The sequence below is a fragment of the Pedobacter sp. genome (assembly GCF_045628745.1).
Classification (GTDB): Bacteria; Bacteroidota; Bacteroidia; order Sphingobacteriales; family Sphingobacteriaceae; genus Pedobacter.
Genome location: NZ_JAZQPU010000494.1, coordinates 1 through 12,568, shown reverse-complemented (window position 1 = coordinate 12,568; position 12,568 = coordinate 1). Strand labels below are relative to the sequence as shown.

Below are 12,568 nucleotides of genomic sequence, written 5' to 3'. Positions count from 1 at the left end.
GCCAATGGAAGCAAGGAATAATCCGCTATTGCCTCTAGCTTGTCCTTCTCCAGTAATATAAGATGGGATAAGCCATTCCAGGTGTAATTGGTAATTATTGAAAGCTTGTTTAGTCTCAATATTTCCTGTTTTCTTGTCTACGGTAAATACGCCTTTATCAACTTTCCACTTCGCAGGCTGAGTCCTGTCATCCGTCATTACCCATTGGTTCAGGTTCTTGCCATCAAAAAGTACAATTGCATCAGATGGAGCATTGCTATAGGTTGTACCGGGCATAACAACTTTTGGTACAGGGGTGTAAAATTCTGTGTCCTCATGTTTAGCATCCTGCTGTGCGTGTGCTAAGCCTATCCCAGTCAATAACAGGGAAGTCGTCAATATTGCTGTTTTTATTTTCATAATGGTGTAATTTAAGTTTAATTAATGAAGCTTTCAAGAGCAGTATCAAGTGTTTTGACGAGCGCTGCTCATGAAGGATAAATAATAGTTTTTACAGGCATTCCTTCTGGTCATTCTTCTTACCATTCGAAGATAGATAACTAATCACTGAATATTAAAGAAAATAAATGTTTTTTTCATCATACTCCCCTCCACTAAAATTAAGTGCGTTCTCTAAAAAGATAAAAAATATCTTCCTGAATAATATAAAATTTATTTGGTTCTAATTTATGTATCATAATTGGATTATGTATATTTAATAAGAATATTTAACATTAATCTTAACCAATTATGAACTTGTTTTTACATCCAGCGGAATGGGGTGTCTGTATAGGCAGTCCCAAATTTAAAATGCTGCAAAGAATAGTTCTCTGTAGTGTTGTTTTTATCCTATTAAGTCTTACTTCGTTCGCTCAGGTTATCATTAGGGGTGTTGTCAGTGACAATGACAATAATACCTTAATAGGCGCTACGGTAATGGCTACGGGCACAAAGATTACTGTGCTTACCGACGCGGAAGGAAAATTTGCCATCAGCGTTCCTGAAACGGCGAATCAGCTCACTATTAGCTATGTGGGCTATCAAACACAAACCGTTCCTGTCAATAACAGAACACAAATTAATGTCAGGTTAGTATCCTCAACAGACCTTGAAATGGTGACTGTAGTAGGATATGGATCAGTAAGAAAAAGCGACCTCACGGGTGCTGCCACCACAGTTAAAGCAGAAAATTTCAACAAAGGGCCACTTATTGCCCCCGACCAGTTGATTCAGGGAAAAGTGGCCGGTGTGCAGATGATCAACAACAGCGGTCAGCCAGGTGGATCAACCACAGTACGGATAAGAGGTAATACAGCCATTACAGGTACCGGACAACCGTTATATGTTGTAGATGGGGTAGCTTTACCAAGCGGCTCAGCAAGGCCAACAGCCAGCGGTGGTGTGGGTACTGTAGCAGGGGGTAACCCACTCAACTTTATCAATCCTGCAGATATAGAAACAATGGAAGTGTTGAAGGATGCTTCTGCAACTGCAATTTACGGATCACGTGCTGCTTATGGGGTAGTGTTGATTACTACCAAAAGAGGTAAAAGTGGAGAGCCTAAAATGGACATCAGTGCTTCAACAGGTATCAGTAACCTGGCCCGAAAAATAGATATTTTAGATGGTGATGAATATAGAGCTGCCCTTGCAAAATATGGACAGACTACCGGGGACTACGGAGCCAATGTAGATGCCATAGATGAGATTTCCAGAACCGCATACAACCAAAACTATTCTGTAGGCATTGGTGGTGGCGCTGACGGAAATACTTATCGTGTGTCCCTGGGTTATCAGGACCAACAAGGAATTCTGCTTAAGACTGATTTCACTAAATACAGTGGCTCTTTTAACGGTAGTTTTAAATTTTTGGAAAGCAAGAACCTCGGACTTGACGTGAACCTGATCAGCAGCCAGTACCTTGAAAATATAGCTCCTATTACAACGGATGCTGGTTTTACCGGAAGTTTAGTAAGTCAGGCATTATCATGGAATCCTACACGGCCAATGTGGAATCCGGATGGAAGTTTATTTATCGAAAGGGGCTCTACCACCATTAATCCTATGGTTATGTCTGCTGCCAGCAGTGACAAGGCTAAGATAAGCACCATCCTGGGCTCTTTTTCGCCATTCTATAAAATCACTCCCTGGTTGCAATACAGAATGCTGTTGAGTTTAAACTATAGCTCTGGGGTAAGAAGGTCTTCTACGCGCAGTTATCTAAATTTACCTGGCATTGAAGCTAATGGTGATTTCCTTGGTGGTTATGCCAATGTCAGTAACAACGAACTGCTTACTCACCAATTTACCAATACACTGACATTTGATAAAGAAGTGGCCAGCAACTTAAATCTAAATGCAATTGTTGGCTATGAATATACAAATTATGTCAACAAAGGCATAAGTAGTACCTCTAAGGGCTTTGGCGAAGTTCCCGTAGATTATACCGATGTGATGCAGGTTACCGCACCAGCAAACCGGGTCATTACTTCTACTAATAGTCCCACAACAGAGCTGCAATCCTTTTTTGCCAGGGCCATCTTAAATTATGCTGGTAAATATTTATTAACGGCTACTTTCAGGGCCGACGGATCAACGCGTTTTGGTTCAGAAAACCGTTATGGCTATTTCCCTTCTTTTGCCGCTGCCTGGAATATCAAAAACGAAAGTTTTCTGACGGATGTAGAGTGGTTAAATCAATTGAAAATCCGCGTAGGTTATGGTATTACTGGTAATCAGGAATATCCTTCAGGAAGTTCTCAGCCACGTTATGATTATACTTATTCCAGTGGGCAGCAATCCCTTGTGGGCATAAACAACGCAAACCCAATGTTGAAATGGCAGAGAGATGAGCAGACTAACATAGGTGCAGACTTTAGCTTGTTTGGCAATAAAATTAGTGGTTCCCTGGATTATTTCAGAAAAAATACCACCGACTTGTTGTTCCCACAAATTCCATTAGTTCCAGCAAATACCGGAGTTGCAGTAACCTGGGTTAATTTACCAGCACATATCATCAATAAAGGATTGGAAGTCTCTTTGAATGGCAATGTGATGGAAAGAGAGGATATGTCCTTAAATATTGGTGGTAATGCAACCTTCCTGAGCAATAAGGTAGAAGATTTAGTGGGGATTATTAAAACCGGTACGCTAAGTGGTCAGGGATTAAGTGGCGTTACTTTAGAAGTGATTCAAAGTGGCCTTCCTCTATTTGCCATGGTCACCAGAGAGTTTATTGGATTGGATCCTCAGGGTTTTTCTACTTATACTGATGAAGGCTATACTTATTATTATGTAGGTAATCCAAATCCAAGTGTGATTTTAGGCTTAAGTACCACTTTCAGGTATAAAAAAGCAAGCTTAACCGCAAATTTCAACGGTTCTTTAGGGCAGGATATCTACAACAATACAGCCAACTCCGTATTACCAATTGCCAATTTGGGTACAGGAAGAAATGTTGCAGCAGAATTAGTGAATTCTCCAATACAGGAATCCCTCGCTAATCCAATCGCCTCTTCTTCAAGGTATATAGAAAACGGAAATTATTTTAAGCTGGCTAATGCGACCATAAATTACAATTTAGGAAATGTAGGTAGATCCATCAAAGCACTCAATGTTTTTATTAATGGTCAGAATCTTTTTGTCATTACTAAATATAAAGGTTTCGACCCTGAAGTAAATGTTGATAAAAGCAGTAATGGGGTGCCCTCTGCAGGTATTGAATATGTTTCCTATCCACAGGCCAGGACATTCAATTTCGGTGTGAACTTTTCCCTTTAATTTTAATACAAACTGACATGAAAAATAGATATATCATAGCTTTCCTTGCACTGTTTTTAACAGTAGGAAGCTGTACAAAGTTAGATGAAGATTTACATGGACAAGTAGGCGACCAGGGCATATCGTCAGGCGATGTTGCGGCGTTATTAAATGCCAGTTACACCGCTATGAGGAATCCTTTTCAGGGGCCATGGGGCTGGTGGTCCTTACAGGAGTTCCCTTCAGATGAGGCTATTGTTCCTACAAGAGCCGGCGACTGGGATGATAATGGTGCCTGGAGAGCTTTACATTTACACAGATGGGCACCTGATCATTCCCGGATTTCTGATACCTTCAGGGATTTAAACAGTGTTAGTTATGTTGCTACTAACGTGTTAAATTTCAAACCTACGCCCTTACAGGCTGCTCAAGCCAGGTTTTTACGTGCCTTTGCGCAGTTCTCGATCTTAGATGGCTGGGGTCAGGTCCCTTATCGTGAACCAGGTGAGGATGTGACAAAAGCATCCCAGGTGAGGCAGGCACAAGAACAAATCGATTACCTCATTGCCGAGTTAACGGAAATTATTCCTGTATTACCGGAAACACCTGTTCATAATGCAAATAGAGATGCAGCTAAAATGTTGCTGATGAAATGCCACCTCAATAAAGGTGCTTTTCTTAACCGCCAGGCACCAACTTTCGACCCTGCAGATATGCAAAAGGTAATTTCCCTGGCAGATGAGATTATCAATTCAGGCAGATACTCACTTACAGAAAATTACTTTGACAATTTTGCACCCCGAAATAACACCTTGTCTAAGGAGAACATCTTTACCGCTCAAAATATAGGTGGTTCAGATGCTGGGGGGCTAAAAGATATCTGGGTACCGGGTTTACACTATAATCAAAATCCAAGTGGCTACAATGGTTTCTCCACTCTTTCAGACTTTTACAATAAGTTTGAAGCGAGTGATGAACGCAGGGGAGGTGCTTATGAAGGGGTAACAAATGTTTCTGGCGTTAGGGTCGGTTTTTTAATCGGACAACAGTTTGACCAAACTGGTGCTGCGCTAAAAGACCGCCGTGGCAATAACCTTATTTTTACACCTGAAGTAAGTATCATTGAAAGGGACCCTAATCATTTGGAAGTTGCAGGTATCCGCGTTGTCAAATATCCTATAGACTATGCCAACTCAGCGACAAACCTTGCTGAAAATGACTGGGTATATTACCGTTATGCAGATGTTTTAATGATGAAAGCAGAAGCGCTATTAAGAACAGGCAATGCTGGATCCGCATTAACCATTGTGAATAGCATCCGTGTATCCAGAGGAGCCACGCCATTTGCAACCCTAAACCTTGATAACCTGCTTGATGAGCGTGGTAGAGAATTCTTTTGGGAAGGAGTGAGGAGGCAAGATTTGATTCGCTTCGGTAAATTCTTAACCCCATGGCAGGAAAAACCAACCGACGATCCAAAATACTTACTGTTTCCTATTCCAGATAACCAGCTAACCAACACCAATTTTATCCAAAATAGCGGCTACTGATCCTTTTAAGCAATGACAGGATTAAAAAGGTTGACTAAAGTTAGCGGCTTTAGTAACCTTTTTTTATTTTGCTTTCAAAGGATAACCTTTGTTAAGCCAATCTGCTTTCAAACTAGTAGGCAAATTTAAAACCTTTGCCTGGCTATAACCCAGACTTTTCAACAAAGTATAAGCTGGTAAAACGTTAGGGCAATGTTCAAAAGGGCAGCAGCCACAATAGATCACTACCAGTTTATCCTTTGGAACATCCTGTACTGCTTTTTTTAATTGTTCCAGTCCTTTTTGGGCATTGGCAGCGCCTAAATTTTCAGCGCCTGGAATGTCGCTTACAAAACCAATATTGTAAATAATTGGTCTTTTTGCTTCAGCCCCTTTTAATAAATCCACAAGTGTTGCAGGTTCCATAAGCTGGCTTTTTTGCCAGAATTCTTTTTTACCTAAAGACTGCGCATTTACTGTAAATACCGATATAGCCATTATAAATAGGGAAGTCAGACAACATTTTATTGAAAAATTCATAATTTAATAGATAAGGTAAGCAACCTACGATCTCTAAAAAAGACAGGTTGTGCGTTAGGTAATAATATATTTATTTAAGAAACAATGAGTTAAAATTAATTCCTCAAATAAGGAATAGTTTATAAGTTATTAATTTACAAAGGTAATGAGTAAATTTAATTAAAAGCACCCACCTCGTAAATCTACATTATGATCACAAAAGATAACAATTGGCCGGTTCTATCCTATGAAAAGGGCAAGACAACATATGAAACTTTGCATATGTGGACGCAAATCATCGGGAAAATCAAAATGGGTGCTCTTCCATGGATTAACCACTCCTGGCATGTCGCCTTACACATTACCATCACAGGATTAACGACATTGAGCATTCCTAGTGCCGAGAAGAATTTTCAAATAGACCTGGATTTCGTCAACCATCAATTATTGATCAGTACCAGTGAAGGAGAGACGCGAGGCTTTAGTTTACAGGGCATTTCTGTTTCCGATTTTTACCATAAAATACGAGGTTTAATGAGGGATTTGGCTATAGATTTCCGCATTCGTGCCTTGCCTTCAGAAATATTAGATCCTATTCCTTTTGAATTTGACTATTTCCACGCGGTTTATGATATAGAGCAAGTGAGTGCCCTGCACCTAGCCCTATTGAAAATACAAGACGTTTTCCAGCAATTTCGAAGTGAATTTAGAGGCAAAACAAGCCCTATTCTCTTCTTTTGGGGAAGTTTCGATCTTGCCCTGGGTCTGTTTTCAGGTGAGGCAGCTCCAAAACATCCTGGAGGTATTCCCGGTTTGCCAGATTGGGTAGCTGAAGATGCCTATAACAGAGAAGTGGCCAACTTTGGCTTTTGGCCTGGCAATGAAACTTTCCCAGAGGCTGCTTTTTATAGTTATGTCTACCCCGAACCTGAAGGCTATAAAACCGCGGCTATCAATCCCGATGCTGCCTTTTATCATCCATTGTTGAAAGAGTACATTATGCCTTATGCTGCGGTTCAAACTTCAGCTTCCGGACAATATGCGTTGCTACAATTTCTACACACCACTTATCGCGCAGCCGCAATATATGGCAAGTGGAACCGCGAATTATTGTAGTGAAAAGCTAACAAAACAATAAAGTACCCATGGTGTTATTTTTAATAAAATGTAGACAGCATGGAACAATTCAAAATCGAAATAGCAAAAGATGGCTTAGGGTATTATTATGACATCAAAACATTGGGCAACCGCCAATACGAGATTTACAATCAGGAAACTAAAGTTGGAACGATAGAAATTGATGGCAATGACCACGAAAAGTGTAAAACCATCAATTGTGAACTTGATTTACCTTTATTAAATGCCATCCGCGAAGCAATAGTGATGCACCAGGAATTGCGCCACTAAATGGAAATGGCAGATTTAGCGTACCTTTGAGTTCATCAAAAAATAATATGGACCAGGCTTTACACGAAAACAAAACCTTTGATAAGATCATTTATGCCGATCAGACAATTAAGGGAAAGGAGTTTCATGATTGTACTTTTAACCACTGTGATTTTACAGATAGTGACTTTTCCAATAATAAATTTATGGACTGCACTTTCAATTCCTGTAATTTATCGATGATGAAGTTGCGGGGTACTTCCTTAAACCATATTGAATTTAAGAACTGCAAAATCCTGGGAGTTAATTTCAGTGAATGTCACGATTTCCTATTCACAGTAGATTTTGAATCCTGCATTTTAGATTACGCCTCTTTTGCAGGGAAGAAGATGCTTAAAACAGCTTTTGTTAAAACATCCCTTAAAGAAGTCAGTTTTACACAAAGCAACCTTGGCGGATCTTTATTCCAGCAAACAGACCTCTTAGGTTCTGTATTTAGTAACTGCGATTTAACGGGTGTTAATTTCTCCACCGCCTTTAACTTTTCTATAGACCCGGAGTTGAACATCATGAAGAATGCTAGTTTTTCTTTAGAAGGGCTGGCGGGTCTCCTGAATAAACATAAGATTAAAATAGTTTAAGCCTTACTAATGGAGATCAGTACTTTCAGTGCATTTAAAAGCCGTAATTACAGGTTGTATTTTACGGGGCAGTCTATTTCACTGATTGGGACATGGATGCAAAAAACAGCTGTCTCCTGGGTCATCTATTCCCATACCCACTCGCAATTCATGTTGGGGTTAACTTTGTTCGCCAGCCTGTTCCCCTCATTTATTTTTTCCTTCCTTGGTGGCGTGGTCTCTGATCGATATGACAGGTATAAAGTCTTATTGACAACGCAAATTGCTTCCATGATCCAGGCGCTGCTGTTAACGGCGGTCATCATTTTTCAGGATTTTGCAGTCTGGGAGATTATTGCCTTAAGTGCACTTTTAGGATTGATTAATGCTTTTGATGTGCCCGCCAGGCAAAGTCTGGTCTATGAAATGGTAGAAGACAAAAAAGATTTACCCAACGCACTTGCCCTAAATTCTTCTATGGTCAACTTGTCGCGGTTAATAGGACCTGGTATTGCGGGTTTAGCCTTAGAACAATTTGGAGAAAAGGTATGCTTTGGCTTGAATGCTTTAAGTTTTATAGCCGTTATCGGTTCCCTGATGCTGATGAAACTGCCAATCTATATTGCTAAAAGCCGCACAAAAAATATCATCGGAGAGTTAAAGGAAGGATTTGTTTACATCAGACAAACGCCTTCCATCGCTTTTATTTTGGTGATGCTTGCCCTGGTAAGTTTATTGGTATTGCCTTTTAGCACACTGATTCCTGTATACGCTAAAGACATCTTTAAAGGCACAGCTTCTACTTTTGGAGTCATAGACAGTGTAATAGGACTAGGTGCCTTCGTAGGTGCTATTTTTCTGGCCTCCCTTAAAGCAGGGCGAAACCTGAAAATGATTTTAGCCACCAATACCTTGATATTTGGCTTAGGACTGGTTTTGTTTTCTCATAGCACTTATTATCCTGTCGCTCTCGTTTTTGCTGCAATGTCTGGTTTCGGCATGATGTCGCAAATTACCATCAGCAATACCCTTATACAAACAACAGTAGACCCAAACATGCGTGGGAGGGTCATCAGCTTTTATGCAATGGCTTTTTTTGGCATGCAACCCCTTGGAGGCTTGCTCATAGGACTGCTCTCCGAACAGATTGGCACCCCCAATACGGTCATGATTCAGGGTATCATTACTTTATTTATTGGTGCCTTGCTTTTCAGGTTTATCTATTTAAAGAAAGAAAAGCTTTTAAAAGCTCAGAAAGAAGCAGCACCACCAGAAACACCTATAGCCTCAACAATTTCACCACTGTTGTCTCTGAGTAAAACTCCGCCAGGAAAGGTGATCAATCCAAGGTAAGCATGCTCAATTTGGTAAAGCGGTCCGCCAGGCTGCGAGAGTTTTCCAATTTCTCCAGAATCCATATCGAAAAAGCGTGCTTTTTTTGCCTTTTTTATGGATATATCTATGGAGCCTAGCCATGCATTATCCATGCGTATAAAAGACACTAAATTTGCGCCCTCATCAACAATAGCGATGTTCATCGGTACCCCAATTTCAAGTGCTTTATCTTTGGCTGCTGCAGTAATTTGCTCGGCTTGTGCTAAATGTAACCTCATCTGTTTGAATGTTTGTTGTGTAACCATCTATTAATCAGTTTGTTTTAAAATGTAATTAAATTCAATGATCTTATTTAGAATTATTCAAAATAAGTTGCAGAAGATAAAACTTTAGCTTTTCTTTGCCTTTAATTTAGAATCATTTTAAATAGCAACCTGAATATGAAAAGAAAAGTACGTAACAGATTGGTGATATTCAATCTCTTCTTAGTGCTCCATACCGCTGCTTTTGCTCAAGAAGTCCCCGTTAAAAAAAATACTGACTCCTCACAGGTTAAAGAAAGTCAAAAGTTAAAAGAGGTTATTGTTACCGGAAAAAAGAACAAGTATAATACGAAGCAGCCATCACCGTCTTTACGTCTTAACGAGCCACTTTTAGAGGCATCTCAAAATATTCAGGTCATCAATTCACAGGTCCTTGCGGATCAGCAGGTAATCAGTATGGCCGATGGTTTAATTAAAAATGTGAGTGGTTTAACCCGCTTAACGCACTGGGCAGATTTATATACCCGTGTCAATGCACGCGGATCCAGAATGTCGGCCTTTAGAAATGGGGTTAACGTTACCTCAACATGGGGCCCATTGAGTGAAGACATGAGTTTTGTAGACCATATAGAATTTGTAAAGGGGCCGGCAGGATTTTTAATGAGTAACGGCGAACCTAGCGGTATTTATAATGTGGTCACCAAAAAGCCTACCGGAAGAGATTTTGGTGGTGAAGCGAGTTTCACCATGGGAAGTTATGATCTTTATCGAAGTACCTTAGATTTAGATGGCCGCTTCGACAAATCGGGTAAACTGCTCTACCGTCTAAACCTGATGGGGCAGAACAAAAAGTCTTTCCGTGATGATGAATTTAACGACAGGTATTCCATTGCACCTGTAATTAGTTACAGGTTCGACGACCAAACGATTTTAACAGCAGAATATACCTATCAGCATGCTAAAATGTCTGATTTAGGCTCTGTCTATTCCTTTTCACAAACCGGCTATGGTGTGTTAGATCGTAACTTTACAACCACAGATCCTGGTTTAGAGCCAACGAACATCGACGACCATAGTTTGTTTTTAAACCTGCAGCATGACATTAACGCAGACTGGAAAATTACTGCACAGGTAGCGTATTTTAATTACAAGCAGTCGGGAGCAAATTTATGGCCTACAGTAGTGAATGCCGACAATACCATGATCAGGAATGCCAGCATTTGGGATGCCAGTAATATTTCTCGCTTTGCACAAGTGTATTTAAACGGTTATGTGAGCACAGGGAAGGTGAAACACCGCATTTTAGGTGGCCTAGACCTTGGAAGTAAAGATTACCTTGCCGATTGGGGTCAGTATCATGATTTAGACCTTGCCAGCAGTCCTTTTAATCCATCAAACCCTCAATATCAAAGTCCTGCCAATGGTTACCCCGTATGGGATCGTACTACTCCATTGGCTCAAAGAGCAGGTGCTGGCGGTACCATTGATCAAAGTTATACAGGCTTGTACTTGCAGGATGAACTTGGTTTCTTTGAAAATCGATTGCGTTTAACCCTTGCCGGTCGCTTTACCTATGTTAAACAATCCAGCTATGGCGGTGCCGATGAAACTGCCAAGCGTGTAACACCACGTATAGGCTTAAGTGTTACTATTGATTCCACTACATCCGCTTATGCACTTTATGACCAGTCCTTCGTACCTCAGGCCGGTTTCTTAAGAACTGGCGGCAGTATTAAACCCATCACCGGTAACAACTTAGAGTTTGGCTTGAAGAAAGATTGGTTTAACGGTAAATGGAATACTACACTTAGTATATATCGTATTCTTAAAAATAATGAGTTAACCAGTGATCCTACCAATACAGGTACGGAAACCTTCTCTGTCATTCTAGGACAAAGTGAAGCCAAAGGGCTGGAGTTTGACCTTAAGGGAGAGGTGTTTAATGGTTTTTCTGTTATTGCCAACTATGCCTATACAGATTCCAAAGTTAAAAGTGTTACTGCAGGCATCCCCGAAAATGCCATCGCTCCCGGCGATCGTATACCGGGTTTTGCTAAACACAATATCAATACCTGGTTAAGTTACCAGTTACAAGATGGTGTGTTGAAAGGAACAGGTATCTCTGCTGGTTTCACTTATCAGGTTGACCGTGATAGCTATACCTGGGGTGGACATAATGGCATTGCTGATATTCCTGATTACTTCCGCCTGGATGGTGGCGCTTTCTGGGAATCCGGAAAAATTAGGCTAACCGCAAACGTCTTCAATATCCTAGATAAATATCTTTATAACGGTAGTTATGAAAGCTATGCAAGCCCAGCCTATTATTCATGGCAGGTAGAAGCCCCGCGTAATTATAGATTAAGTCTAAATTATAGATTTTAAGATGACTTTTAAGAAAACGGTTAGATTTTTACACTTGTGGCTCGGGTTAATATCCGGGCTACTCGTATTTTTTCTTGGTATGACAGGTTGCATCCTGGCTTTTCAAAGAGAAATTGAAGACCTTACACAACCCTATCGCTTCAATACGGTGCAAAACACTGCGCAGCTTGCACCTACGCAATTGAAGCGTATTGCCGACCAGGCGCTGACCGGTAAAAAGGTTCACAGCATAGCTTATCAAAGTGGAAGAAACGCACAAGTTGTGTACTTTGACCTTGTAGATGCCTATTATTATATAGTTTTCGTTAACCAGTATACTGGTGAAGTGACGAAGGTGAAAGACATGAATGCCGATTTCTTCCGGTTTATCATTAACGGGCATTATTACTTATGGCTTCCTGAACATGGCGGTCAGCTTATTTTAACGAGTGCAACGTTAATTTTTGTGGTGCTATTGATTTCGGGCTTAGTTTTATGGTGGCCAAAAAATAAAGCAGCCAGCAAAAAGCGTTTCAGCATTAAATGGAATGCCAAATGGAAGAGGGTCAACTATGACCTGCACAATGTTTTAGGCTTTTACATGACCTGGGTAGTCATCTTTATTGCCCTCAGTGGCATGGTGATGGGCTTTCAGTGGTTCGCAAATTCTGTATATTTTATGAGCTCAGGAGGTAAACAACTTGTGCCCTTTGAAGAAACCTATTCCGCCGTTAATGCTAAGCAGCCCTTGCCCACCAATGCTGCTGCGGCTGATGTTTTGTGGCAGCGCTATATTAAAGCTGACCCTCATTTC

The 12,568-nt window shown here is 40.6% G+C and carries 11 protein-coding genes; 8 read left to right on the top strand and 3 right to left on the bottom strand.

Annotated elements, in window-relative coordinates:
- Positions 1-399 (bottom strand): 3-keto-disaccharide hydrolase (locus ACR2F7_RS18050; RefSeq protein ID WP_432714927.1); only part of this gene is annotated, 399 nt, incomplete at its 3' end.
- 330 nt (positions 400-729) lie between these two features.
- On the opposite strand from ACR2F7_RS18050, the gene ACR2F7_RS18045 reads away from it, so the two are divergent.
- A complete protein-coding gene (locus tag ACR2F7_RS18045; protein ID WP_432714926.1) occupies positions 730-3,759 on the top strand; it encodes a SusC/RagA family TonB-linked outer membrane protein in 3,030 nt (1,009 codons plus the stop codon).
- 17 nt (positions 3,760-3,776) lie between these two features.
- The gene (locus tag ACR2F7_RS18040; RefSeq protein ID WP_432714925.1) at positions 3,777-5,288 is read left to right on the top strand and encodes a RagB/SusD family nutrient uptake outer membrane protein; all 1,512 of its coding nucleotides are present in this window, start codon (positions 3,777-3,779) and stop codon (positions 5,286-5,288) included.
- A 63-nt stretch (positions 5,289-5,351) separates the two neighbouring features.
- Here ACR2F7_RS18040 and ACR2F7_RS18035 read toward each other — a convergent pair whose 3' ends face one another.
- Complete coding sequence (locus ACR2F7_RS18035; RefSeq protein ID WP_432714924.1) at positions 5,352-5,765, bottom strand: rhodanese-like domain-containing protein; 414 nt, start codon at positions 5,763-5,765, stop codon at positions 5,352-5,354.
- Between the two features lie 231 nt (positions 5,766-5,996).
- Here ACR2F7_RS18035 and ACR2F7_RS18030 point away from each other — a divergent pair, with 231 nt between their 5' ends.
- Genes ACR2F7_RS18030 through ACR2F7_RS18015 form a run of 4 tightly spaced genes read left to right on the top strand, consistent with a single transcriptional unit; the run spans position 5,997 to position 9,145 of the window.
- On the top strand, positions 5,997-6,902 hold the full coding sequence (locus ACR2F7_RS18030; protein ID WP_432714923.1) for a DUF5996 family protein: 906 nt from the start codon (positions 5,997-5,999) through the stop codon (positions 6,900-6,902).
- Positions 6,903-6,962: 60 nt separating this feature from the next.
- Positions 6,963-7,193 (top strand): hypothetical protein, encoded by a 231-nt coding sequence (locus ACR2F7_RS18025; protein ID WP_432714922.1) that lies wholly within the window; start codon positions 6,963-6,965, stop codon positions 7,191-7,193.
- Positions 7,194-7,240: 47 nt separating this feature from the next.
- Positions 7,241-7,813 carry a pentapeptide repeat-containing protein gene (locus ACR2F7_RS18020; RefSeq protein ID WP_432714921.1) on the top strand — a complete coding sequence of 191 codons (573 nt, stop codon included), beginning with the start codon at positions 7,241-7,243 and terminating at the stop codon, positions 7,811-7,813.
- 9 nt (positions 7,814-7,822) lie between these two features.
- The gene (locus ACR2F7_RS18015) at positions 7,823-9,145 is read left to right on the top strand and encodes an MFS transporter (RefSeq protein ID WP_432714920.1); all 1,323 of its coding nucleotides are present in this window, start codon (positions 7,823-7,825) and stop codon (positions 9,143-9,145) included.
- Here ACR2F7_RS18015 and ACR2F7_RS18010 read toward each other — a convergent pair.
- Positions 9,043-9,405 carry a GlcG/HbpS family heme-binding protein gene (locus tag ACR2F7_RS18010; RefSeq protein WP_432714919.1) on the bottom strand — a complete coding sequence of 121 codons (363 nt, stop codon included), beginning with the start codon at positions 9,403-9,405 and terminating at the stop codon, positions 9,043-9,045. The two genes, ACR2F7_RS18015 and ACR2F7_RS18010, sit on opposite strands and share 103 nt — an antisense overlap.
- Before the next feature lie 162 nt (positions 9,406-9,567).
- Here ACR2F7_RS18010 and ACR2F7_RS18005 point away from each other — a divergent pair, with 162 nt between their 5' ends.
- Both ACR2F7_RS18005 and ACR2F7_RS18000 read left to right on the top strand, forming a co-directional pair.
- Positions 9,568-11,775, top strand: coding sequence for a TonB-dependent siderophore receptor (locus ACR2F7_RS18005; RefSeq protein ID WP_432714918.1), 2,208 nt, complete (start codon positions 9,568-9,570; stop codon positions 11,773-11,775).
- 1 nt (position 11,776) lies between these two features.
- Positions 11,777-12,568: PepSY-associated TM helix domain-containing protein (locus ACR2F7_RS18000; RefSeq protein WP_432714917.1), on the top strand; the 792-nt coding region annotated here is incomplete at its 3' end.